This is a genomic window from Thermaerobacter litoralis, assembly GCF_054654595.1.
In genome coordinates this window covers 25107-49625 of the sequence record NZ_BAAIES010000004.1, presented here as the reverse complement: position 1 = coordinate 49625, position 24519 = coordinate 25107, and the positions used below count along the sequence as shown (strand labels likewise).

The 24519-nt window shown below is 74.3% G+C and carries 18 protein-coding genes; 9 read left to right on the top strand and 9 right to left on the bottom strand.

Annotated elements, in window-relative coordinates; genetic code table 11:
- The first annotated feature begins 207 nt into the window (after nt 1-207).
- The 4 genes from miaB (at nt 208) to miaA (ending at nt 8469) form a co-directional block, all read left to right on the top strand.
- Entirely contained in the window at nt 208-1785 is a 1578-nt protein-coding gene (gene miaB / locus ACYQ02_RS02015) for a tRNA (N6-isopentenyl adenosine(37)-C2)-methylthiotransferase MiaB (RefSeq protein WP_460038772.1), read from the top strand.
- Between the two features lie 97 nt (nt 1786-1882).
- Complete coding sequence (gene mutS, locus ACYQ02_RS02010; RefSeq protein ID WP_460038771.1) at nt 1883-4930, top strand: DNA mismatch repair protein MutS; 3048 nt, start codon at nt 1883-1885, stop codon at nt 4928-4930.
- Nucleotides 4931-5143: 213 nt separating this feature from the next.
- Nucleotides 5144-7414 (top strand): DNA mismatch repair endonuclease MutL, encoded by a 2271-nt coding sequence (mutL, locus tag ACYQ02_RS02005; protein WP_460038770.1) that lies wholly within the window; start codon nt 5144-5146, stop codon nt 7412-7414.
- Between the two features lie 53 nt (nt 7415-7467).
- Nucleotides 7468-8469, top strand: a complete 1002-nt coding sequence (gene miaA / locus ACYQ02_RS02000; protein WP_460038769.1) for a tRNA (adenosine(37)-N6)-dimethylallyltransferase MiaA — start codon at nt 7468-7470, stop codon at nt 8467-8469.
- Nucleotides 8470-8853: 384 nt separating this feature from the next.
- Here the strand turns inward: miaA and ACYQ02_RS01995 are convergent, their stop codons facing one another.
- Genes ACYQ02_RS01995 through ACYQ02_RS01985 form a run of 3 tightly spaced genes read right to left on the bottom strand, consistent with a single transcriptional unit; the run spans nt 8854 to nt 11232 of the window.
- Complete coding sequence (locus ACYQ02_RS01995; protein ID WP_460038768.1) at nt 8854-9597, bottom strand: hypothetical protein; 744 nt, start codon at nt 9595-9597, stop codon at nt 8854-8856.
- The gene (locus tag ACYQ02_RS01990; RefSeq protein WP_460038767.1) at nt 9578-10189 is read right to left on the bottom strand and encodes a GTPase; all 612 of its coding nucleotides are present in this window, start codon (nt 10187-10189) and stop codon (nt 9578-9580) included. The genes ACYQ02_RS01995 and ACYQ02_RS01990 overlap by 20 nt, the downstream gene beginning before the upstream one ends.
- Nucleotides 10180-11232, bottom strand: coding sequence for an AAA family ATPase (locus ACYQ02_RS01985; RefSeq protein WP_460038766.1), 1053 nt, complete (start codon nt 11230-11232; stop codon nt 10180-10182). The genes ACYQ02_RS01990 and ACYQ02_RS01985 overlap by 10 nt, the downstream gene beginning before the upstream one ends.
- 183 nt (nt 11233-11415) lie before the next feature.
- On the opposite strand from ACYQ02_RS01985, the gene hflX reads away from it, so the two are divergent.
- Complete coding sequence (gene hflX, locus ACYQ02_RS01980; RefSeq protein WP_460038765.1) at nt 11416-12879, top strand: GTPase HflX; 1464 nt, start codon at nt 11416-11418, stop codon at nt 12877-12879.
- The gene (locus ACYQ02_RS01975; RefSeq protein ID WP_460038764.1) at nt 12876-13379 is read left to right on the top strand and encodes a DUF456 domain-containing protein; all 504 of its coding nucleotides are present in this window, start codon (nt 12876-12878) and stop codon (nt 13377-13379) included. The genes hflX and ACYQ02_RS01975 overlap by 4 nt, the downstream gene beginning before the upstream one ends.
- 234 nt (nt 13380-13613) lie before the next feature.
- On the opposite strand, the gene lexA is transcribed toward ACYQ02_RS01975, so the two are convergent.
- Nucleotides 13614-14219, bottom strand: a complete 606-nt coding sequence (gene lexA / locus ACYQ02_RS01970) for a transcriptional repressor LexA (protein ID WP_460038763.1) — start codon at nt 14217-14219, stop codon at nt 13614-13616.
- A 603-nt stretch (nt 14220-14822) separates the two neighbouring features.
- Between lexA and ACYQ02_RS01965 the strand changes: the two genes are divergently transcribed.
- Nucleotides 14823-15341, top strand: a complete 519-nt coding sequence (locus ACYQ02_RS01965; protein WP_460038762.1) for a LysM peptidoglycan-binding domain-containing protein — start codon at nt 14823-14825, stop codon at nt 15339-15341.
- Between the two features lie 409 nt (nt 15342-15750).
- On the opposite strand, the gene ACYQ02_RS01960 is transcribed toward ACYQ02_RS01965, so the two are convergent.
- Both ACYQ02_RS01960 and ACYQ02_RS01955 read right to left on the bottom strand, forming a co-directional pair.
- Nucleotides 15751-16560 (bottom strand): enoyl-CoA hydratase/isomerase family protein, encoded by an 810-nt coding sequence (locus tag ACYQ02_RS01960; protein WP_460038761.1) that lies wholly within the window; start codon nt 16558-16560, stop codon nt 15751-15753.
- 267 nt (nt 16561-16827) lie between these two features.
- Nucleotides 16828-17796 carry a zinc-dependent alcohol dehydrogenase family protein gene (locus tag ACYQ02_RS01955; protein ID WP_460038760.1) on the bottom strand — a complete coding sequence of 323 codons (969 nt, stop codon included), beginning with the start codon at nt 17794-17796 and terminating at the stop codon, nt 16828-16830.
- A 412-nt stretch (nt 17797-18208) separates the two neighbouring features.
- Here ACYQ02_RS01955 and ACYQ02_RS01950 point away from each other — a divergent pair, with 412 nt between their 5' ends.
- On the top strand, nt 18209-19552 hold the full coding sequence (locus ACYQ02_RS01950) for an MFS transporter (RefSeq protein WP_460038759.1): 1344 nt from the start codon (nt 18209-18211) through the stop codon (nt 19550-19552).
- Nucleotides 19549-20319 (top strand): metallophosphoesterase family protein, encoded by a 771-nt coding sequence (locus ACYQ02_RS01945; RefSeq protein ID WP_460038758.1) that lies wholly within the window; start codon nt 19549-19551, stop codon nt 20317-20319. Before ACYQ02_RS01950 ends, ACYQ02_RS01945 begins: the two co-directional genes overlap by 4 nt.
- 77 nt (nt 20320-20396) lie before the next feature.
- Here ACYQ02_RS01945 and ACYQ02_RS01940 read toward each other — a convergent pair whose 3' ends face one another.
- The 3 genes from ACYQ02_RS01940 to ACYQ02_RS01930 form a co-directional block, all read right to left on the bottom strand.
- Nucleotides 20397-21887 (bottom strand): aldehyde dehydrogenase family protein, encoded by a 1491-nt coding sequence (locus ACYQ02_RS01940; protein ID WP_460038757.1) that lies wholly within the window; start codon nt 21885-21887, stop codon nt 20397-20399.
- 110 nt (nt 21888-21997) lie between these two features.
- The gene (locus tag ACYQ02_RS01935) at nt 21998-23638 is read right to left on the bottom strand and encodes a polysaccharide deacetylase family protein (protein ID WP_460038756.1); all 1641 of its coding nucleotides are present in this window, start codon (nt 23636-23638) and stop codon (nt 21998-22000) included.
- A 250-nt stretch (nt 23639-23888) separates the two neighbouring features.
- Nucleotides 23889-24293, bottom strand: a complete 405-nt coding sequence (locus ACYQ02_RS01930; RefSeq protein ID WP_460038755.1) for a TIGR04086 family membrane protein — start codon at nt 24291-24293, stop codon at nt 23889-23891.
- Nucleotides 24294-24519: the final 226 nt, after the last annotated feature.

The following is a 24519-nucleotide window of genomic DNA, read 5'->3' as shown; positions in this document are numbered from 1 at the left end:
CAGCGGGCCCAGCGGGAACCGGCTCCGACCGGCGAGCACCAGCGAGCACCGGCGAGCACCGGCCGGCGGCCGGCGACCGGCCTGGCGCCGGAGGGATCTGGGGAAGACGCCCACGTCGAAGGCTGCGCCACCCGTACCAGCCGCTGCATTGCCCGCTGCTGCGTCCAGCGTCCATAATCAACAAAGGTACGAAGGAGGAAGCGAACCATGGAGACCTTGCCCCTGATCTCCCGGCCGGGGGCGGCCACGGGCGCGGCAGGGACCCTGGCGACCCAGGACTACCGGGCCCTCCAGGCCCAGTGGGCCGCCCGTTACGGCGCCTACCGGGACGAACAGGCCATCTGGCGCCTGCCCGACGGCCGCACCCTGGCGGAGTCGATCTTCGGCAAGCCCCGGCCGGCTTACAAGATCCTGACCTGGGGCTGCCAGATGAACGAGCGGGACAGCGAGATCCTGGCCGGCCAGCTGGAAGAGATGGGGATGGTGCCGGCCGGGCTGCTGGACGAGGCGGATCTCATCCTCCTCAACACCTGCGCCGTCCGGGAGACGGCGGAGGAGAAGGTCTTCGGCACCATCGGCTACCTCAAGGTGCTCAAGCAGCAGAATCCGGACCTGATCCTGGGCCTGTGCGGCTGCATGGCCCAGGAGGAGGCCACCATTCGCCGCATCCAGCGCTACTACCCCCACGTGGACCTGGTCTTCGGCACCCACAACGTCCACCAGCTGCCCCAGCTGATCGAACGGGTGCGGCGGGAGGAGGGGATGGTGGTCGACGTCTGGCAGGCGGCCGAGGGGGTCGTGGAGCACCTGCCGTCGCGCCGCGCGGGCGGCGTGAAGGCGTGGGTCAACATCATCTATGGCTGTGACAAGTTCTGCACCTTCTGCATCGTCCCGACCACCCGGGGCCGGGAGCGGAGCCGCCGGCCGGAGGACGTGATCGCCGAGGTGGAGTACCTGGCCGCCGAGGGGTACAAGGAGGTCACCCTGCTCGGCCAGAACGTCAACTCCTACGGCAAGGACCTGGGGATCGGGTTCGATTTCGCAGACCTGCTGGCGCGGCTGGACCGGGTCCCGGGGATCCGCTGGATCCGGTACACCACCTCCCATCCCCGGGACTTCACCGACAAGCTGATCCGGACCATCGCCGAGTCCGACAAGGTGACCGAGCACTTCCACCTGCCCGTCCAGTCCGGGTCCAACGCCGTGCTGCGCTGGATGAACCGGCGCTACACCCGGGAGCACTACCTGCGGTTGATCGAGAAGATCCGGGAAGCCGTGCCCGACGCCTGCATCACCACGGACATCATCGTCGGGTTCCCCAAGGAGACGGAGGAGGACTTCCGCCAGACCCTGGACCTGGTCCGGGAGGTGGAGTACGACAACGCCTTCACCTTCATCTACTCGCCCCGGGAGGGCACGCCGGCCGCCCGCTGGCCCCAGCTGCCGCGGGAGGTCAAGCAGGAGCGCCTGGAGCGATTGATGGAGGTCCAGTACGCCATCAACCTGCGGAAGAACCAGCGGCTGGTCGGCCAGACGGCCGTGGTGCTGATCGACGGGCCGAGCAAGAAGAACCCGCAGGTGCTGAGCGCCCGGACCCGGACGAACAAGCTGGTCCTGGTGCCGGGCGATGCCAGTTGGGCCGGCCGCTTCGCCCGGGTGGAGATCACGCGGGCCCAGACCTTCACCCTGGAAGGCCGGGTGCTGGAGCTGTTGCCCGACTCGGCCCCGGAGATCGGCCGCCACGGCCAGTTCGCGCCCTATGCCCCGCTCGCCCAGGGGGCCTGAGCGGCCGGAAGGCCCTGGAGCCGGAGCGCCCGCCGGCGGCGGGGCGCCCCGGGGCAGGACCGATGCGCGGGAGGGGAGTCCGGACCGGGCTTTGACCATGGCGGAGAGGGACAAGCCGGAACGCCAGACCCCGATGATGCGCCAGTACCGGGAGTGGAAGGCCCGCTACCCGGACTGCATCCTGTTCTTCCGGCTGGGCGACTTCTACGAGATGTTTGGCGACGACGCCCGCCTGGCCGCGCGGATCCTGGACATCACCCTGACCTCCCGGGAGACGGCCAAGGGCGAGCGGGTCCCCATGTGCGGCGTTCCCTACCACGCCGTGGACCAGTACCTGCCGCGGCTGGTCGAGGCCGGGTACCGGGTGGCCATCTGCGAGCAGGTGGAGGACCCCCGGCTGGCCCGGGGCCTGGTCCGCCGCGAGGTGGTCCGGGTCGTCACCCCCGGCACCCTGTGGACGGCGGCCGGCCAGGACGAGAGCCGGTATGTGGCGGCCCTGGCCCTCGATCCGGGGGCGGGGGAGGGGCCGGCCCGGGAGGGGTTCGACCTGGCAGGCGGCCCGCGGGTGGTGGGCCTGGCCTACGCCGACGTCACCACCGGCGAGTTCGCCCTGGCCCAGCTGGAGGGCGAGCAGGCCCTGCGCCTCGCCCTGGACGAGCTGGCCCGGCTCCAGGTGGCCGAATGCCTGCTGGGGCCGGGGTTGGAGGGTCAAGCGGCGGCGGCGCTGGAACGGGTGCTGCGGGAACGGGGGTGCACACTGACCCGCACGCCGGCCGGCCCCTGGCGCCCCCGCGAGGCGGGCGAGGCCCTCGCCGCCCAGTTTGGGCGGCCCGCCGTCGACCAGGCCCGGGCCGACACCGGCCCCACCGCCCTGAGCGCAGGCGGCGGGCTGCTGGCCTACCTCAAGGACACCCAGAAGGTCGACCTCGATCACCTGCGCCGCCTGCGCACCGACGCCCTGGGGCAGTGGCTGGCCATCGACGCCAACAGCCGCCGCAACCTGGAGCTGGTGCGCCGGTTGCGGGACGGGTCCCGCCAGGGCACCCTGCTGGACGTGCTGGACCTGGCGCAGACGGCCATGGGGCGGCGCCTGCTGCGGCAGTGGATCGAGCGACCCCTGGTGGACGTCGACGCCATCAACGCCCGCCTGGACGCCGTGGAACGGCTGGTCGACGATCCCTTCCTGCGGTCCGGGTTGCGGCGCCAGCTGGAGGGCATGCAGGACCTGCCCCGGTTGCTGGGGCGGGTCGGCTACCAGCAGGCCAACGCCCGCGACCTCTTGGGCATCGCCCGCTGCCTGGAGCGGCTGCCGGCCCTGGTCGCCCTCTTGGAGCAGCAACCCCCGGACCGCCCCTCCGGGCGGCTGGCCGACCTCCGCCGGGCCCTCGACCCCGCCCTGGCCGAGCTGGGGGGCCGGCTGCGGGCGGCCCTGGTGGACGATCCGCCGGCGACCGTGACCGAGGGCGGCCTGATCCGGGAGGGGTTCCACCCGGAGGTGGACGCCCTGCGGCGGGCCGCGGCCGAGGGCCGCGACTGGATCGCCGCCCTGGAGGCCCGGGAGCGGGAGCGGACCGGGATCAAGTCCCTCAAGGTCGGGTTCAACAAGGTCTTCGGCTACTACATCGAAGTCACCCGGGCCAACCGCCACCTGGTGCCCGCCGATTACGAGCGGCGCCAGACCCTGGCCGCGGCGGAGCGCTTCGTCACCCCCGAGCTCAAGGCGATGGAGGACCGGATCCTGGGGGCCGAGGAACGGCTGGCCGCTCTGGAACACCAGCTCTTCCTGGAACTGCGGGGGGAGGTGGCGGCGGCCATCCCGGGCTTGCAGGCGACGGCCGACGCCCTGGCCGAGCTGGACGTGCTGGCCGCCCTGGCCGAGGCGGCCGCCCGTTACGACTACGTGCGGCCTCGGGTCACCACCGGGCGCCGGCTGCGGATCCGGGCGGGGCGGCACCCCGTGCTGGACCGGGCCCTGGCCGGCCGGTTCGTCCCCAACGACATCGACATGGACGGCCAGGAGGAGCGGGTGATGCTGATCACGGGCCCCAACATGGCGGGGAAGAGCACCTTCATGCGCCAGGTGGCCCTGATCGTCATCATGGCCCAGATGGGCAGCTTCGTCCCGGCCCAGGAGGCGGAGATCGGCCTGGTGGACCGGATCTTCTGCCGGGTGGGGGCCAGCGACGACCTGGCCTCGGGCCAGTCCACCTTCATGGTCGAGGTGGCGGAGACGGCCCTGGCCGTCCACAACGCCACCCCCCGCAGCCTGATCCTGCTGGACGAGATCGGCCGCGGGACCAGCACCTTCGACGGCATCGCCATCGCCCGGGCGGTGATCGAATACATCCACGACCGGATCGGCGCCCGCACCTTGGTGTCCACCCACTACCACGAGCTGACGGGCCTGGCCGCGACCCGCTCCGCCATCCGCAACTACCATGCCCGGGTGGTGGAGGAAGGGGACACGGTGCGCTTCCTCTGGCGCATCGTGCCCGGGGGCGCCGACCGCAGCTACGGGATCAACGTGGCCCGGCTGGCGGGCCTGCCGGTGGAGATCGTCGAGCGGGCCAAGGCGATCCTGGCGGAGCTGGACCGCCGGGCCGGCCCGCGGCAGCTGTCCCTGGCCGATCTGATGGCAAGCCCGGTGGCAGGCTCCGGGGCAAGCCCCGGAGCGGGGGCCGCGTCCACCGCGGTGCCTCCGGCCCCCGCGTTCCACGGCCGGGGCCGGGAGGAGGCTGCGGGTCCGGAAGATGGCCGGGAGGGGGACGGCCGGCGCACCGAGACCGGGGCCGCCGCAGGCCGGGGCCGGGGGTTGGACGGGGCCAGGGTCGAGGAGGCCGCTGGCCGGGTGTCCGGGGCGGCACCGGCGGGCGTTCAGGACGGGGTGGAAGCCCAGGCGCAGGTGGCCGCCAGCGGCGAGCCCCTCGCCGGCCAACCCGCCCCCCGGCACCCGCGGGCCCCTGCTCCCGCCGCCCGCGTGTCCGGCCGCGGGCCCGGCGGGGAGGAGGGCGGCACCGATCCCTGGGTGCGGCGGCTCCTCGACGAGCTGGAGCACCTGGACCTGGTGCGGATGACCCCCCTGGAGGCGATGAACCTGCTCTACGCCTGGCAGCGGCGGCTGCGGCAGCGGCGCCAGGAGGCGTAGGGACGCCCGGGCGGCGGCGGCGGAGCGGGGACGCGGCGCGGGGACGGGGCCCCAGGGCCGCCGGCGGGACGGGCCGGCCGGCGGGCCCACCCGACGTCGCGGCCCGGTGCCCGGGCGGAGGGGGCGGGGGTGGCGGGTCCGGCCGGGCGGTCTGCCCGCCGCCGGCCCCCCGGCGACGGGCGGACCTGCCGGGCGGGCGATGGGAGGACGTCCATGGGCAAGATCCGGCGGCTCGATCCCCAGGTGATCAACCAGATCGCCGCGGGCGAGGTGGTGGAGCGGCCCGCCTCGGTGGTCAAGGAGCTCGTCGAGAACAGCCTGGACGCGGGAGCCCGGCGCATCCGGGTCGACGTGGAGCAGGGCGGCCTGCGCGCCGTGGTCGTCACCGACGACGGCTCGGGCATGGACCCCGACGACGCCCTGCTGGCGGTGGAGCGTCACGCCACCAGCAAGATCACCCGCCTCGACGACCTCAGCCGGGCCGGCACCCTGGGCTTCCGCGGCGAGGCCCTGGCCGCCATCGCCGCCGTGGCGCGGCTGGAGCTGATCACCCGGCCCGCCGCCGCCGACGGCGGCTTCCGGCTGGTGGTCGAGGGGGGGGCCCAGCGGGCCGCGGGCCCTTGGCCCAGCCCGCCGGGAACCCGGGTGGCGGTGCGGGACCTGTTCTTCAACACCCCCGCCCGCCGCAAGCACCTGAAGGGCCCGGCCGCGGAGTTCGCCCGCATCGTCGACGTGCTGACGGCCCACGCCCTGGCCCGGCCTGATGTCCGCTTCGAGCTGTGGCACGACGGCCGGGAGATCCTGCGCACCTCCGGCCACGGCGACCGGGCCGCCGTGGTCCTGGAGTGCTTCGGGCCCGACGTGGCCGGGGCATTGATCCCCATCGCCGCCTCCGGCGGGGACTGCCAGGTGGAAGGGTTCGTCGGGGCGCCCCGGATCGCCCGGGCCAGCCGGGCCTGGCAGTTCTTCAGCATCAACCGGCGGCCCGTGCAGGTGGCCAGCCTGCGCTTCAGCCTGGAGAACGCCTACCGGCACCTGCTGCCGGCCCGCCGCTACCCGGTGGCCGTGGTCGAGGTGACGGTCCCCGGCGACCAGGTGGACGTCAACGTCCACCCGGCCAAGCTGGAGGTCCGGCTGGTGCGAGAGCGGGCGGTGGCGGGCTTGCTCTACGGCGCCGTCCAGCAGGCCCTGGCCAGCCGCGACCTGTTGCGGCCGGGTTCCTTGCCCGGGGACGAACGCGGCCCAGCGGGGGCCGCCGGGGCGGCCCCGGGAAGCACGGCAGCCCCGGGAGGTCTGGCACCGGGCGATGGGGCGCCCCAGGGGGAAACGGGCGGTGCGGCGCCTCGGGGGGAAACGGACGATCGGGGAGGCGCGGCATCCCTAGCCTGGCTGGGGCCGGGGGCGCCGGACGCCGGCGAGAGGGCGAGCCCAGGGGCGTGGAGGCAGGGGCCGCCCGGGCCGGGGGAGGCCGTGGGGGAGGGCGAGGTGGGGTGGCCCGGGGAGGGGGGACCGGGCGGTGCCGCAGCGGTGCCCGAAACCGGGTCCGCCGCCGGCCCGGCCGGCCCGGTCCCCGAAAGGGCCGGGGTGCCGCCGGCCTGGACGCGGCCGGGACCCTTCCGGCCCGGTGCCCCCCGGTGGGTGCGGGGCGCCACCTGGACGGCCGCCGGGGCCAGTTCCTACGGGCAGGCTGCGGCGGCAGAACCGCCGCTGGCGGCCGGGACCCCACCGGCCGCGGCAGTATCACCCCTCCACGGCGGGCCGGCGGGAGCCGGACCGGCGGGAGCGGCCAAGGCGGGTGCCGCGCCCGGCACCGCCGCCTGGATCGAGGCCTTCCGCCGGGATCCCGGGCTGGAGGGGCCCGCCGGGGCGGAGCTGCTGCGCCGCCTGCAGCCCCTGGGCCAGGTGGCGGGGACCTACCTGGCCTGCGCCGGCCCGGACGGGCTCTATCTGGTCGACCAGCACGCCGCCCACGAGCGGGTGTACTTCGAGCGGTTCCTGGCCCAGGGCGCGGCCGATGAAGGCATCCCCTCCCAGGGGCTGGCGGTGCCCGTGGTCCTCGACCTGCCGGCGAGCGAACGGGCCTTGCTGGTCGAGCATGCCCCGGCGGTGGCCCGGCTGGGCTTCCAGGTCGAGCCCTTCGGGCCCCGCTCGGTGGTGGTGCGGGCGGTCCCCGCCGGCCTGGCGGGCCGCCCGGCCCCGGACCTCCTGACGGATCTTCTGTCGCGGCTGCTCACCGAGGCGGTCCGGGGCGAGGGGGAGGGGGAGGGCGGCGCCGTCCTGGACACCGACCGGGCAGCCCGCATCCTGGCCGCCTGCAAGGCGGCCATCAAGGCGGGGGACCGGCTCCACCCCCAGGAGATGGCCCAGCTGCTGGCCGATCTGGCCCGCTGCCGGCAACCCTATACCTGCCCCCACGGCCGTCCCACGGTGATCCGGCTGGGGGTGGAGGAGCTGGAGCGCCGCTTTGGCCGCCGCGGAGGCTGAGCGGGGGCGGGACGCGGGAGGAACCGGGCTCCGGGCCGTGGGGGTGAGCCGGCGTGCTGATCGTCATCGTCGGGCCGACGGCGGTGGGGAAAACCGAGCTGTCGCTGTTGCTGGCGGAGCACCTGCCCCTGGAGGTGGTCTCCGCCGACTCCACCCAAGTGTACCGGGGCCTGGACATCGGCACCGACAAGGTGGACCCGGCCGTCCGGCGGCGGATCCCCCACCACCTCATCGACATCCGGGACCCCGACGAGCCCTACAGCGTGGCCGACTTCCGGCGGGATGCGGCCGCGGCCATCGAGGCCATTCGCCGGCGGGGACGCTACCCGGTGCTGGTGGGCGGCACGGGCTACTACGTCACGGCCCTGCTGCGCGGCTACGACTTCGAGCCGGTTCCACCCAATCCCGCCCTGCGGCAGCGACTGGAGGAGGAGTACCGGCGGCTGGGGGCCGAGGCCCTGCACCGGCAGCTGGCGGCCGTGGACCCCGAGCGGGCCCGGGCCATCCATCCCCATGACCGCAAGCGGCTCGTCCGGGCGCTGGAGATCTGGCACCAGACGGGGATCCCGCCCAGCCGGTTCGAACCGCCCCGGCAGGGTCCCCTGGCCTACGACGCCCGTTGCTACGGCCTGACGGCGCCCCGGGAGCAGGTCTACCGGGCCATCGCCCAGCGGGTGGACCGGCAGCTGGCCCGGGGCCTGGTCGAGGAGGTGCGCCGCCTGCTGGAAGCCGGCTACGACCCGGATCTGCCGGCGCTGCAGGCCCTGGGGTACAAGGAGATCGTGGGCTACCTGCGGGGGGAGTACGATCTCGAGGAAGCCCGGCGGCGGCTGATCCGCAACACCCGGCGGTACGCCAAGCGCCAGTGGACCTGGTTCCGCCATCAGCTGCCGGAGGTCCGCTGGTTCGACCGGTCGGTGTGGACCCTGCCCCAGGTGGCCCGCTTCATCGCCGCGGAGGTCACCGGCCGGGGCGAGAGCCCGGCGGGGACCCCGGGCGGGGGGCGGAGCCGGGGTGGGGAGGCAACGCCGGGTCCGGGCGGGGAGGGTCGGTGATCCCCGCCGGGGCTCCAAGGGACGGGGCGATGGCGCCCGGAGTGCCTTCCACGGGGGTGCCTGGCAGGGGGACGCGGTCGAGGGGAGCGCGGTCCGGGGCGGCGCGGTCCGGGGCCTGGGCCGGGAGGTCCCCCGGAGCGGGGTCCGCGGGCCGGGCCGCCCGGTGGTCGCAGACCGGGCAACGGCCCCGCTCCAGGGCCTCCGCCCGCAGGAGGAGCGGCGCCTCCTGGCGCCCCAGGCGGCAGCCCTCCCGGCGGCCCCGGCGGCGCCCCAGGGCGTACCCCACGGCCAGGGCGAAGAGCAGGGCCGCACCGGCCCCCAGGGCCAGGGCGGCCAGGGCGGAGGCGCCCGCCCAGGTAGGGGTGCCGGAAAGGGCCGAGCCCATCACGGGTCCTCCCTCCCTTCGGGCGCTTCGGGCGGGGGCGTCCCCGGAGCCGGCCGGCCCGCCAGCCCGGCGGCCAGGGCCACGGCCCAGCCGGCCACGGCCCGCAGGGGATCCCAGGCGGCGGCCACCAGGGCCAGGCCCAGGCCGGCCAACAGCGCCTCTTCGGGGCCCAGGCGGGCCGCCCAGTTGCGGGCGGGGCCGGCGGCCCGTTCCTCCGGTGCGGCGGTGGGGCGGTGTTGGGCGCTGGCCCGTTCCCGGCGCAGGTCGACCCAGTCGTCCAGCAGCTGGACCGAGCCCACCAGGGCCAGGGCGGCCAGGGTGTCCCCGAGCCCGGCGGCCGTCACCGCCAGGGCCACGGTCAGGGTGGTCTCCTGCCAGGCCTGCAGTCCCGACGGCAGGCGCAGCCGGCCGTCGTGGGCCATACCCCAGGCGTAACTGGCCCAGAACAGCAGCACGGCGTCCCGCAGGGACAGGGCCGCAGCCAGGGCCAGAGCCGCCAGGGCATAGGCGGTGGCGCCGGGTCCCAGGCGGGCGGCCAGGTTGGGGCGGCCGGCCCAGGCGTCCTCCTCCCGATCAAGGACGTCATCCATCAGCTTGACGGCAGCCCCGGTGAGCAGGACGGCGGCGGCCCGGGTCCAGGCCGGCGGCCCGGCGGGCGGCAGCCAGCCCCCAAGAAGCCAGTCCGCCAGGTGCGCGGCCGCCCGGGCGGGGTCGAAGCCGGGATCAGACGTAGCGGGCCACAAAGCGCCGCACCTCCCGGAAGCCGGTCCGTTCCAGAGCCGAGATGGGCAGCACCGTGCGCCCGGCGAAGACCCGGCGGATGGTCAGCAGCCCGCGGGGTGCCGCGGGCAGGTCCATCTTGTTGGCCAGGATGGCGTAGGGAGCGCGCAGCGGCAGGTAGCGGGCGATCTGGACCTCCACCTCGGCGATGGCGCCCCGGCCCTGGCGCCCCACCCGGTCGGCGTCGATGACGTGCAGGACTGCATCGGCCAGGCGGAGGGCCCGCAGGGTCTGGGCCACTGCCAGCCGCACCTGGCGGTCCTCGTCGATGCCGTCCAGCAGGCCGGTCGAGTCCGTCAGCACCACCACCCGGGCCCGCTTGCGGCCGGGCAACGACACCGTCAGGGACTGCAGGCACCGGGTCGTGTGGGGCTCGTCCCCGACCAGCAGCGGGCGATCCCGCTCCAGGTGGCAGGGGCGGGTGAAGGTTCCCCCTTCCGCTGCCTGGACGGTCATCTCCGCCCGTTCCACCCCCAGGTAGCGGGCGAAGTTGAGCAGGAAGAGGGTCTTGCCCGCGTTGGCTTGCCCGATGATCAGCGCCGTCCTCACGGCCATCCCTCCCCCGGGCCTGGGGCCGGGTCGAAATCGGCCGCGGTGAGGCGCATCAGTTCCTCCCGGCCGGCCGACGGGCGGTCCAGCAGCCGGACGGCCTGCCGGCGGATGGCCCGCTCGATCAGGTTCCGCACCGTCCGGGCATTGCCCAACCGCTCGCCGTACCCCGGCGGCAAGGCCAGCAGGATCTCCCGCAGGCGCTGCTCGGCGCCGGGATCCAGCTGGTACTGGCGCTGCCCGGCCAGCTGGTGGGCGATGGCCACCAGTTCGTCCACCGTGTAATCGGGGAAGGTCAGGTGGATGGGGAACCGGGAGCGCAGGCCCGGGTTCACCTGGAGGAACCAGGCCATCTCCTGCCGGTACCCCGCCAGGATCACCACCAGCCGCTGCCGGTGGTCTTCCATCTGCTTGACCAGGGTGTCGATGGCTTCCTTGCCGAAGTCCTTCTCGCCGCCCCGCGCCAGGGAGTAGGCCTCGTCGATGAACAGCACGCCGCCCAGGGCCTGGTGGATCACCTGGCGCGTCTTCTGGGCGGTGTGGCCGATGTACTCGCCCACCAGGTCGGCCCGTTCGACCTCGACCAGGTGGCCCTTTTCCAAGACGCCGAGGGCCCGGAAGAGCCGGGCCAGGATCCGGGCCACGGTGGTCTTGCCGGTGCCCGGGTTGCCGGTGAAGACCATATGCAAGGTCAGGGGTTCGTTGATCAACCCGGCCCGGGCCCGGCGCTCCCGCACCGTGACGTAGGCCCGGATCTCCCGGATCACCCGCTTGACGTGGTGCAGGCCGATCAGGGCGTCCAGCTCGGCCAGGGCCGCCTCGATCTCCCGTTCCCGCTGGCGCTCGTCGTCGCTGGTCTCCGGCGCCGGCTCGCGCTCCAGCTGGTGGAGGTAGGCCACCGCCTGGGGCGGGGCGATGCGGCCGTCCTCGATCCAGCGCAAGACCTCATCGGGGGAGGACGGCTGCAGCGACGGGCGCGGTGCCTGGGACGGTCGCTGGGACGGGGCCCGCCCGTCAAGGGGCGGGCGGGTGACGACGACGCGTTGCATGGAACCACCTCCGGCCCGGCATCGTTCCAGTCTATTCGGGGGGCCGGCCCGCCGTGTTCGTCCCCGTGCGGCGGCGCTGTCGCCGGTCGCCCGGCGCCGGGGTGCCGGTGGGGGGTGTTAGAATGCCGGTAGGGCCGGAGACGGTGGCGGGTCCGGCCCTGGCACCCAGCAGGGAGGGGCGGCATGGACATTCGGGCAGGGAGCAAGGGGAGGGCCGGTTCGTCCGGCACGGGGTTCGCGGAGGGGCGCCCCGGCGGTCCCGAGCGGGCCTTGCTGGTCGGCGTCAGCTGGGAACGGGGCGGCCGCCTCTCCCCGGAGGAGCGGATGGCCGAGCTGCGGGAGCTGGCCCGGTCGGCCGGTGCCCAGGTGGTCGGCGAGGTGCGCCAGCGCCGGGGCCGGCCCGACCCGGCGACCCTGATCGGGCCGGGAAAGGTTCAGGAGGTGGCGGAGGCGCGCCAGCGGCTGGAAGCCGACGTGGTCATCTTCGACCGGGACCTGACCCCGGCCCAGCAGCGCAACCTGGAACGGGCCATCGGGGGCAAGGTGATCGACCGCACCCAGTTGATCCTGGACATCTTCGCGGCCCGGGCCCGTACCCGGGAGGGCCAGCTTCAGGTGGAACTGGCCCAATTGCAGTACCTGTTGCCCCGCCTGGCCGGCATGGGCGAGGCGCTGTCCCGCCTGGGCGGTGGCATCGGCACCCGGGGTCCTGGCGAGACGCGGCTGGAGGTCGACCGGCGGCGCATCCGCCGCCGGATTGCCGAGCTGCGGCGGCTCTTGGCCGAGATCCGCCGGCACCGCCAGACCCAGCGCAAGGGGCGCCAGCGGGCCGGCCTGCCCGTGGTGGCCCTGGTGGGCTACACCAATGCCGGCAAGACGACCCTTCACGCGGCCCTGGTGCGCCGGTTCGGCAACCCCGCCCCAGGGACGGTGACCACCGGCCGCGACCGGCTGTTCGACACCTTGGACCCGACGGTGCGCCGGGTGGAGTGGCCCGGGCTTGGCCCGGTGCTGGTGGCCGACACCGTCGGGTTCATCCACGACCTGCCGCCCCACCTGATCGCCGCCTTCCGCGCCACCCTGGAGGAGGTGCTGGAGGCGGACCTGTTGCTCCACGTGGTCGACGTCTCCCAGCCCCGCTGGCCCGTCGACGCCGAGACCGTGGAGGGCATCCTGCACGACCTGGGCGCGACCCAGCCGCGGCTGCTGGTGATGAACAAGATCGACCGCCTGGCCGCCGGGGACCCGGGGGCACCGGCCGATCACCGGGCCGCGACGGACGGCGCCGGCCCGTCCAACGGCGGGGAGGCGGCGGCCGTCGAGGAAGCAGAGGTCGCGGTCACTGGGGAGGGGGCGAGCCGCCGGACCGCGGTGCGGGTCTCCGCCTTGACGGGCCGGGGCTTCGACCAGCTGGTGGAGGCGGTGGCCGCCAGCCTCAGCCAGGGGCGCCAGCGGGTGGACGTGGAGGTTCCCTACGACCGGCCCGATCTGCGGGCGCGGGTCCATGCCGCCGGTTCCGTCTTCGCCGAGAGGGCCGGGGAGAAGGGATGGCGGCTCAGGGTCCTCTTGCCCGCGGCGGACGTGGGGCGCTTGGAGCGGGCCGGCTGCCGGGTGGAGCCGGGCGGCGAAGGGGGAGCTGGGGAATGATGGCCGCAGCGGTGGGCGGGGAGCCCTGGTGGCTGGCCGTTCTGGCCTCGGCCGGCATCGCCGCCGGGCTCGTCGGGACGGTGGTCCCGGCCTTGCCGGGGATCCCGCTGGTCTTCCTATCCATCGCAGGGTATGCCCTGGCCACCGGCTTCCGGACCATCTCCCTGCCGGCCCTGGCGGTCATGCTGGTGGCCACGGTGGTCGGCCTGGTGCTGGAATACGGTCTCGGGCCGGCTGCAGCCCGGCGCCGGGGGGCCAGCCGGGCCGCCTTCTGGGGAGCCGTGGCGGGCGGGGTGCTGGGGACCGTGATTTTCGGTCCCATCGGCCTGCTCCTGGGGCCCCTGGGCGGCGCCGTCCTCGGGGAGCTTTGGAGCGGCCGTTCCTGGCAGCAGGCGCTGTCCACGGGCTGGACGACGGTCGTGGGTATGATCGTAGGGATCGCCGTCGAGCTGGCCATTGGCCTGGCCATGGCGATCTATTTCTGGGTCCAGGTGTTCTGACCCGGATCCGCTGCGAAGCCGCGGGAGCCCGTGACGCCATTGGGTAAGCGGCTTAACTTTATGGGTGGGCGGCTTGGGTGCTGGCCCCTGAGCGGCTCCCCTGGAGTCACCCGGCGGCCGGGGCGCCGGCCCCGGGCCGAGGTGCCCAGGGGCGGCCGCAGCCCCTCGCCGGCGGGGCTCCGCGGGACCGCCGCCGTTCCCGGCTCTGGGTCTGGGTATCTGGCGCCGCGGGGCCTAGCCGATTCGCCGCAGCAGCGCCACCACCTTGCCCAGGATGCGGGCGCTTCGCACCCGGATGGGTTCCATGGCCGGGTTCTCCGGCTGAAGGCGGATGCCGTCCCGCTCGCGGAAGAAGCGCTTCACCGTCGCCTCGTCGTCCAGCAGGGCCACGACGATGTCGCCATTCTCCGCCGTGTCCTGCCGCCGCACCACCACGTAGTCGCCGTCCAGGATCCCGGCCCCGATCATGCTGTCCCCGCGGATGCGCAGGGCGAAGACCTCCCCCTCGGGCACCAGGTCGGAGGGGAGGGGGAGGACGTCTTCGATGTTCTCGACCGCCAGGATCGGCTGGCCCGCCGTCACCTGGCCGACCAGCGGAACGGGCACCGTGCGCGTCCGGATCCCGGCCTCGTCGAGCACCTCGATGGCCCGCGGCTTGGTGGGATCGCGCCGGATGTAACCCTTGCGCTCCAGTCGCTCCAGGTAGGTATGGACGGTCGACGTGCTCTTCAGGCCCACCGCCTCGCCGATCTCCCGCACCGATGGGGGATAGCCCCGCTCCCGGGTCGACGCCTTGATGAACTCGAGGATCTGCCGCTGCCTGCGGGTAAGCTCTTCCACCTGGGCACCTCCCACCAGCCGCCGGTCACCGGGCCCGGCCCACGACCCCGGCGCCATCCATTGGACCACGCCGGCCGCTTCGTTCGCCCAGGGATCCGTCCCGCCCGGGAACCGGGGCGCGTCAGGCCGCCACGACGATACCGCCCGCACGATTGTACCGCCCGAATGCAGGTTCCGCAAACAGTTGTTCGCCAGGGCGGTGGGATCTCCTGCCGGTCGGCGTGAAATCGCCGGCGATGATTCCCTGTGGCGGGTCCAGCGCCGCCGGTCGGGTGACCCGCGCCCCACGGCTCCCGGCGGCAGGTAACCGGGCGGACCGTGGTCCCACCCCCCTTGACACCGAACGTATGTTTGCATATCGTGGGACCGAGGATGCGAACACCTGTTTGTAGCGGGGGGATCGGCATGGCGCTGGGGGTCCATGAGATCGGCCGGGGGCCGGTGGCATCCAATCGCAATCCGGACCGGCTTGCCGGGAGGAACGGGCCGGCGGGGGCCGGCCGGGGTCGCGGCGTGCCTGCCCGGACCGTTGCCGGTGCTGGGACCGTTGCCGGGCGGCGGTTCGGCCGGTGCCCGCACCCGTGGCCGGCGACTGGGCGCCCGGTGGCCGGCGGGCTGGCGCCGGCACCCACGGTGCCGTCCAGCCGGCCGCGATATCGCTGGGTCCGGCCGGATCGGACCCTGCTGGTCCTGACGGTCGTCGTGGGGATCGGGCTGATGGTGACCTGGCTATCCGGCCGGGGTCCGGTCCGGGCTGCCGCCTGGGACGGCCGGGAGGGCCTGCCGGCCGTGGTGCCCGCCGCAGCGACCCCAACCGAGACGGTGGAGACGGTGGCCGCCGCGGCGACCCCGTCCACGACCCGCGAGAGCGCTCCGGTTACCGGGCCGGGACGGCTCACCGCGGGGGGACCGGCGGTGGCGCCGGCGGTGGCGGAAGAACCCGCGCGGGTCGTCGTTCGCCAGGGTGATACCCTTTGGGGCCTCATCGCCCGGTACGGCCGTCCGGATCGGGATCCGCGGGACCTGGTGGCGGCGGTGATGGCCGCCAACGGCCTGTCGTCCCCGGCCTTGCGACCGGGGATGGTGCTGGTCATCCCGCCGGAGGTACAGGCGGCCCGCTAGCCGCTAGAGGGTCGCGGCGGGGGGCCGCCCGCCAGGGGCGCGGAAGCCAGGGCGCAACGCCAAAGAAACGCCAACGATCCCGATGCTTTCGATCGACGGGGCGTTGCGACCGGCGGCCCTGTTCTTCGGCGGAGCCTGGGGCTGGCCCGATTCCGGTCGCCCCGGTAAGGCGGCGGCAGCGGTAGCCGGCGGTCCCTACTCGAAGCCTAGTTCGCATAAGTAGCATTATGTTAACTAACAGGGAAACGGAGGGCGGCCGTACCCCGGCGGGTGGCGCCGTGACAGGCCTTCGCCTCCCCATCCCGAAGCCGCCGCCCCGGCCCCGCCGGGGTGGGCGTGGTCCGGCCGGCGTCTCCCCACCCCGCGGTCCGGCCGCAACGGCGCGCCGCCCCCGGGGCCAGCCGGAGACTCAAAGGGGCGAGTCCGTCTCGAACCGGGGCGGTCGCTTGGCCCGCAGCGACGCCAGGCCTTCGGCGGCATCCGGCAAGGTGAACCCCAGAAACTCCAGGGCCGTCGACGTGTCGAAGATGGGCCCGGCGATGCGCAGCCAGTTGTTCAGGGCGTACTTGGTCCAGCGGATGGCCGTGGGACTGCCCTGGGCCAGGCGCCGGGCGACCTCCAGGGCCGCCTCCCGTGCCCGGCCGTCATCCACGCACAGGGCCACCAGGCCCATCCGCTCGGCCGCCTCGCCGGTCACGGGCTCATTGAGCAGCAGGTGGTACTTGGCCTTGGCCATGCCGACCAAAAGCGGCCAGATGATGGCCGCATGGTCGCCGGCGGCCACCCCGAGGCGTACGTGCCCGTCCAGCAGCCGGGCGCTTCGCCCGGCCACCGCCACGTCGGCCAGCAGGGCCACGGCCAGGCCCGCCCCCACCGCTGGGCCCTCGATGGCCGAGACGATGGGCTTGGAGCAGTTGATCACGTTGTAGACCAGGTCCCGGGCCTCCTTCCAGACCCGGACCCGGACCTGGGGATCCTGCATGATGGCCTCCACCAGCCGGAAATCCCCGCCGGCGGAAAAGGCCTGCCCTGCCCCGCGCACCAGCACGACCCGTACCTGGCTGTCTCCGTCGATGTCGCGCCACACCCGGGTCAGTTCGGTATGGGTCTCCGCATCCACGGCGTTCAGCGTCCGGGGCTGCTCCAGCACCACCTCGAGGATGCCAGGTTCGGCCCAGGCCAGTTGCAACCGCTGGTATTGCGACCACCACGTCGCCACGCCTTTCGCTCCTTCCCGGTTCCCCATCACCCCCCTCCCCAGGCCCCAGCGGGCTCCCGGCGGAAAGGGACTCAAAAAGGGGCTGAACTGAACTAAAAAAGAGTTCGGGCCGTAAAGGCCCGAACTCCTGCGTCCTACCGCCGTGGCACCGCAGTGGCCTACCGCAGTGGTACGTTGCCTCCCGCGCCGCTCCCGGCACCACCCGCCGGTTCCACCATCCTTCCAGCATGACAGGATCCGGACCCGGGAGCGGGCCGGGAGCGCCGATCATGGCATCCGGACCCGCAGGGCGATCTTCCCGCGGACGCCGCCCTCCTCCAGCCGGCTGTGGGCCTCGGCCACCTGGTTGAGGGGCAGGATGCCGTCCAGGGCGGGCCGCAACCGGCCGCCCTCGATCAGCGTGCGCAGGGCGTCCAGCTTGTACCGGGCCCGCTCTAGGAAGAGGCCGTGGAGGGTCAGGTTCTTCCGCGACAGGGGCCCCAGGTTGACCGAGCCGCCCAGGATGGTGACGACCCGGCCGTGGGGGCGCACCACCTCCAGGCTGCGGGTCAGGACCTCCCCGCCCACCGTGTCCAGGACCAGGTCGACCCCCTGCCCGCCCGTCTCCCGGCGGATGATCTCGACGAAGTCCTGGCTGCGGTACTCGATGACCCGGTCGGCGCCCAGGGACTTGACGAACTCCATGTTGTCCGCCCGGGCGGTGGCGTAGACGAAGGCACCGGCCGCCTTGGCGATCTGGACGGCGAAGTGGCCGACGCCACCGGCGGCGCCGTGGATCAGGACCGTCTCCCCCACCCGCAGCCCGCCGCGGGTGATCAGGCTGTCCCAGGCGGTACCCCCGGCCAGGGGCACCACCGCCGCCTCGGTGTGGGACAAGTTCTCGGGCTTGCGGGCGACGATCTCCTGGCGTGCCACGTGGTATTGGGCATAGCTACCCGGCCGCCCGCCGAAGATCTCCGGCGTATAGAACACCTCATCGCCCGGCCGGAAGTCCGTGACCCCGGGGCCGACGGCGACCACCACCCCGGAGACGTCGTACCCGATGATGGCCGGGGGCTGGACCCCCGCCCACGTCCCGTTGCGGCGGATCTTGTAGTCGACGGGATTGACCGAGCTGGCGTAGACCTCGACCAGGACCTCGCCCGGGCCCGGCTCGGGCACGGGCACCTCCCGGGGTTCGAAGACCTCGGGCCCGCCGAAGGACCGAATGACCATGGCCTTCATCGTCTGGGCCATCGACACTCCCCCACCCCCATGGGATCGAATCCATTTACCGGATTACCCCAACGCTGGCAGGCAGGTCAAGGCATGGCCATCCTGGCAGCGGCCGCCTGAAGGACCTCCGGGACCCGGTGCCCAAACCCCTAGGTCAAGAGCGGCTGGCGTATCTTGGGCGAGAGAGGGCCGGCGCCAGGCCGGCTCCAAAGGGGGGACGATGCCTACGCCAACCCATCCATCCTCATTCCAACCCCAATCGTCATTCCAGCCGTCATCCGGCGGCCTGCGGACCGGCCGAGAACCCGCGATGCCCGGCGGGGCGACCGGCCGGCCGCCCGCGGGACCGCCCCGCCTTCCCGCGGTCGCGGACAGGGGCGCCACCGCGGACAGGGGCGCCGGGGACCCCATCCGGCCGGGCGGAGGGGCCGCCGTGTCCACGGTTCCTGCCCACCGGTGGCTGCTCCTGGCCCTGGCCACCCTCCAGCAGGCCGGCTTGACCGCCATCCGCTTCGGAATCCCCGTGCTGGCCCCCTTCATCCGGGCGGACCTGGGCCTCTCGCTGACCGCCACCGGGCTGGTCCTCGGGGCCTTTGACCTGGGCGCCCTGACCACCTTCTACCTCACCGGCCGGCTCACCGATCGTTTCGGCGACCGGCGGGTCATGGCGGCGGGCGCCATCCTGGCGGGCCTGGTCACCCTGGTGGCGGCCCTGGAGCCTTCCGGCCTGGGGATGCTGCTGGCTTTGCTGGCCCTGGCCGGGATGGGGTTCCCCTCCAGCCAGGTGGCCGGAAGCCATGCGGTCCTCGGCTGGTTTCCCGTCGCCGAGCGCGGCCTGGCCATGGGGATCCGCCAGGCCGGCTTGCCCGCGGGCGGCTTCGCTGCCGCCTGGCTCCTGCCCGGCGTGGCTGCGGCCTGGGGGTGGCGGGCGGCCCTGGCCCTGGCGGCCCTGGCCTGTGCGGCGGCGGGCGTGCTGGTGGGGCTGGTTCTTCCCCGGGACGAACCCGGCCCCGCCGGCACCGGCCGGCCCGGGCAGGCGCCGGCCGCCGGCCCCGAGGGGGGCGACGCCGTCCATCCCGGCTCCCAGCGGCTACGGCCGTGGCCCACCCGGGACGATGGCGCCCTGGCCGTGGCCGGCTGGTTCTTCCGGCAGCGGCCGCTGGTCCTGGTCACGGCGGTGGCGTGCCTTCTGGCGGCCGTCCAGTTCAGCCTCACCGGCTACCTCCCCCTGTTCATGGAGGACGTCTTCGGGTGGTCCGCCCAGGCGGCGGGCCGCTTGCTGCTGGTGGTCCACCTGGGCGGGATGCTGGGCCGGCTGGGGTGGGGCTGGGCGTCCGACAAATGGTTTGGCGGGGAGCGAACGCGGCCCATGGCCGGAGCGGCCCTGCTGGGGATGGGGGCCACCGGCGTGCTGGCCCTGGCCGCCCTGGCTGGCCGGCCCGGCGGGGGCGGGATGGCCGGCGCCATCGCCCTGGTGCTGCTGGCCGGCGTGGCAGGGTTCAGCTGCCTGGGGTGGAACGGGCTCTACACCACCGTGGTGGCCGAAAACGCCGGCAGCCGGTCGGCGCCGGCCCTGGGGCTGAGCATGACGGTGCTCTACGTGTTCACCATGCTGGCGCCGCCCGCCTTCGGCCGGGTGGTCGACGCCGCGGGACACTACGGGGTCGCCTGGGGCCTAGCCGTGGCCTTCCAGATCCTGGGCCTGCAGGCGATCCGGCAGCTGCGCCGGTCCCTGGCGGCCGGTGGCGGCGCCGTTGACGGGAGGGTTGCGGGATGAAGGTGGCGGTGATCAGTGACGTCCACGGCAACGGGCCGGCGCTGGAGGCGGTCCTGGCCGACATCGCCGCCCGCGGGGTGGACGCCGTCTACTGCCTGGGGGACGTGGCCTTCCAAGGGCCCCACGCGGCCCATTGCGTCGACGTCCTGCGCCAGCGGGAGATCCCCACGGTGCGGGGGAACACCGACCGCTATCTGGCCGGCGGCGGCCTGCCGCCCGGTTTGTCGGAGGAACGGGCCGCGGCCCTGCTGCGGCCCTGGCGGGATGCCCTGGGAAGCCAGCGGCTGGAGTGGCTCCAGTCCCGTCCCGATCGCCTCGAGGTGCGCTGGGGACCGGTGACGGCCCTTCTGGTCCACGGTTCGCCCCGTTCCGATGAGGAGCCCCTGCTCCCCTTCGCCCCGGGCGCCGGCGGCAGCCAGGGCGGCGGGGACGCCTCCGACTCTCGGAGCGACCCCTTGGAGGGGGTCACGGCCGACGTGGTCCTCTTCGGCCACCACCACCTGCAGCTGGCGTGGCGCTGGGCCCGGACCGGGCCGTGGATGGTGGGTCCGGGGAGCGTCGGCATGCCCTTCGATGGCGATCCGCGGGCGGCCTACGCCCTGATCGCCGTTGGGGAGGGACCTGGCGCCGCCGTCGACATCACCCTGGTGCGGGTGCCCTACGACGTGGAGGCCGTCGTCGCCGCCCACCGGCAGGCGGGCTTGCTGGAGTATAACCCCCTGTACCCCGCCCAGTTGCGCCAAGCCCGGATGCAGCCGGAGGGGTGAGCCCCACCGGCGGGACGCCATGCGGGAACACCGGCGGGGGCGGGCCCCAACGGCCCCCCCCCCGCCGCGCCCGTTCGTCAGTCGATCTTGACCTCGTCGATCTGGGCCCGCTGGAGCCGGCCGCTGAAGTCGACGTAGATCGCCTTCCACTCGGTGTAGACCTCAAGGGCCGCCTGGCCCGCCTCCCGGTGGCCGTTGCCCGTGGCCCGCATGCCACCGAAGGGCAGGTGGATCTCGGCGCCGATGGTGCCGTGGTTGACGTAGCAGATGCCCGTCGCCAGATCCCGCATGGCGATGAAGGCATTGCGCACGTCCCGGGTGAAGATCGAGCTGGAGAGGCCGTACTGAACGCCGTTGTTGATCTCGATGGCCTCCTCCAGGCTCTTGATCTTGATGATCGACAGCACGGGGCCGAAGATCTCCTCGTTGGCGATCCGCATGTCGGGGGTCACGTCGGCGAAGATGGTCGGCTGGAAGAAGAAGCCCCGCGCCAGGTCGCCCTCGGTGGCCGGCCGGCCGCCCACCACCAGCCGCGCCCCTTCCTCCTGGCCCACGTTGACGTAGTACGCCACCTTCTCCACGGCCCGGGCGTTGATGAGGGGCCCCACGTCGGTCTGGGGATCGAGCCCGTTCCCCAGCCGCAGCGCGGCCGCCCGGGCGGCCAGGCGCTCCACCACCTCGTCGTAGACGGCCTCATGGACCAGCAGGCGGCTGGTGGCCGTGCAGCGCTGGCCGGTGGTGCCGAAGGCGCTCCAGATCACCGCCTGTTCCACCAGGTCCAGGTCGGCGTCGTCCATGACGATGACGGCGTTCTTGCCGCCCAGCTCCAGGTGGACCCGCTTGAGCTGGGCGCCGGCCACCTGGTTGACGTGCTTGCCGGATTCCACCGAGCCCGTGAAGGAGATCAGGTGGACGTCGGGGTGGTGCAGCAGCGCCTCCCCCACCGTGCCCCCGGGGCCGTAGACCAGGTTCAGCACGCCCGGCGGCAGCCCGGCCTCCTCGAAGATCCGGACCAGCTCGTAGGCCAGCCAGGGCGTGTCGGTGGCGGGCTTGAAGACCACCGTGTTCCCCGCCACCAGGGCGGGCATGATCTTCCACGTGGGGATCGCCAGCGGGAAGTTCCACGGGGTGATGGCGGCCACCACGCCGATGGGTTCCCGGACCGCCATGGCGAACTTGTCCGGCATCTCCGCCGGGGTGGTGTGGCCCAGCAGCCGGCGCCCCTCCCCGGCCATGTAGTAGGCCATGTCGATACCTTCCTGGACATCGCCGCGGGCCTCGGGAAGGACCTTGCCCATCTCCTGGGTCATCTTGCGGGCCAGGTCTTCCTTCCGCTCCCGCAGGAGCTCGCCCACCCGGTAGAGGATCTCGGCCCGCCGCGGCGCCGGCACCTTCCGCCACTTGGCAAAGGCGGCCTTGGCGGCGGCGACGGCTTCGGCCACATCCTCCTCGGTGCCCAGGGCCGCCCGGCCCAGGACCTCCCCCGTCGCCGGGTTGATGTTGTCGGTGTAACGCCCCGAACGGGGTTCGGTCCAGCGGCCGTTGATGTAGTTCAGGTAGACGGTCACGCCGCTCCCCCCTTCCCCCGATGCTTCGCGAGGGGCGAAGCCCAATCCTGCGGAAGGGACCGGAAACCGTCGCGCCGCGGAAGCCCCTGGGTCCCGGCGGTCCCAGCTGGTCAACCGCTGTCCCCTGCGGCCGCGGCACCGGCCTGGCCACCCGCCGCCGCTGGCGACGCCGGGCCGGCCCGGGAGGCATCCCCCGTCCCCGGAGCCTGCCCGGCCCCGGCCCCCTCGGGGGCCGCCGGAGCCGCCGCCTGGAGGGCCTCGAGCAGCCGGTCCACCGTCACCGGGCGCAATCCCCTGGCCTCCAGCCGCTGGAGGATGGCCGGCAAGGCCTGGATCGTCGCCGGCTGGGTGGCATGGAGCATCAGGATGGCCCCGTTGTAGGCGCTGGCCGCTACCCGGGCCGCCAGTTCCTCCGGCGGCTGGGGCGGCGCGTCCTGGGCGCCGATGTTGGTCCACAGGAGGATGCGGTGACCCTCCTCCCGGGCCCAGGTGAACACGGCCGGATCCCGGAGGTCGCCCGGGGGCCGGTAGTAGATGGGCCGGCGGCCGGTCAGGCGACCCAGGAGGGCGGCCGTTCGCCGGATCTCGGCCCGGGTCGCCGCCTCCCCGAGGATTTGGGGGCTGCGGTGGCTCCAGCCGTGATTCTCCACCTGGTGGCCCCGGCGAGCCAGCTCCTGGACCAGCTCGGGGTGCGCCTGGGCCCGGGCCCCTTCCAGGAAGAAGGTGGCCTTGACGCCGTGACCGTCGAGCACCCGCAGCAGGTCCGGCCAGGTGGCCGGATCGGGGCCGTCGTTGAAGGTCAGGGCGACCACGCCACCGGCTGGACCGCGCCCGTCCTCGCCGCCCGCCCCGCCGCCCCCGGAGCTCCCGCGGGGCGCCTCCGCCCCGCTTGGCGAGCCCTGGGAGGCCTGCGCTCCCGTGGCGGACGAACCGGCGGCGCCGGCCCCGGCGCCGGCCTCGCCCTCCGGGCCGGGGGAATCCCCCGCCCGGGCGCCTCCCTTCGCCGCCGCGTTCCCCGGCGCGGGCCCCGTATCCGGCGCCGCACCGTCCCCAGCGCCCGCGGCGGTGGTGGCGCCCGCCCCACCCGTCCCCGGCGGGATCCTCAGCCGCTGGCCGGCCTCGATGTGGGTGGGGTCGTCCAGCCCGTTGTACCGGGCCAGTTTCTCCACAGGAACGCCGTAGCGGCGGGCGATCCGGTAGAGGGTTTCGCCCTTCTGGACCACGTGGATCCGGGGTTCGGCGGCCATGACGGTTTGCGCCGGCAAACCCGCCGTCGTCGCGCCGGCGGGGTTCAAACCGACACCCGGCGCCGGCCGCCCGTGCGGACGGGGCCCGGAAGCCGAGGGGGTTGGGATCGCGAACCCCTCGCTCCACAGGCGGCCGGCTCCCCACCCCACCAGGGCGGCCACGAAACAGGCCACCAGCAGGGACGCGGCCTGCCAGCGCGGCGCCCGGGGGCCGGGCCTCCGGGCGCCCGGGCCGCCCGCTGTCGACGGGGCCGGTTCGTCCGTGGATGCGGCGGCACCGGTCGCGGTAGGCGCCTTTCCTGGATCGAAGGCAGGTTCCGCCGTGGCCGCTCCCTGGGCCAGGGACCCCAGAGGCGGCGGGGTCTCGTCGCCGCGCCGGGGAAAGGAGGCGATCACCCGGAAGCCGGCCCGGCGGGGGTCCCGGGAAGGCTGCAGGCCGGCCCGGCGGCGGGCGGGCGAGGCCGGCTCGTCCCGGCCCAGGCCCGGGAGCCGGGGCCGCCCCACGGCCCCCTGGCCGGTGGGCACGCCCGCCGCTGGCCGGACCGGGAGGGCAGCGGGCGGCGGTGAGGGCCGGCCCTGCCGCCGGGGATCATGGGCATCCTCCGGGCGAAGAAGGCGGCTGGTCGAAGGCATGTCCTTTTCCGGCGCGGGCGCGCCGTGCCGGGAGGCATCGTTCACCACGGCTGGCCTCCATGGTCATGACGAATGGTCGGCCCCCTGGGAAGGGATCGGGCCCTGGGGCCGCCGCCGGCCTTTACAGCAACATCCCCACGGCGCCACCGATGGCGCCCAGGATGAAGCCCAGCAACATCCGGGGGCCGAGCTGGGCCAGCGGCGTCGGCTGGTCGGGGAAGAGCCAGTGGCCCAGGGCGCTGCCGATGAGCACGTAGAGGAGCCCCGCGGCACCGCCGTGCAGCCATCCCTTGTGGTCCGCCGCCCGGGCGGCCACCAGGCCGCCGGCGGCGGTGGCCAGCATGCCGAGGTAGTACAAGATGGCGTTCAACTGGTACTCGTGCAGGGCGGTGAAGTAGACCGCCACGGCCAGGACCCCCGACACCAGCAAGACCAGCACCAGGGAGACAGCCGCGCCGGTGATCACCGCCCGGGCGTGGAACGGGGGCGGCGTGCGGTAGCGCTCCCGGACATCGGCTCCCTGCAAGGTCCGACCCCCCCTGTGGTGGCGCGGGGCGCCATCGGCCCCTTCCGGCAGATGTGTATGTGCCGGTCCCAAGGGGTAGAACGCGGCCCGGCCGGGCCGCGGGATCCTTCGCTGCGAGATCCTTCAAAGGAAGGGAAGGCGCGGGCCGGCGCCGGCGGTGCCGTCGGTGCCGGCGGACCCTGGACGGCCGCCGGGTGGGCGTCCGGGTCGATGGGGATGTCTCGCC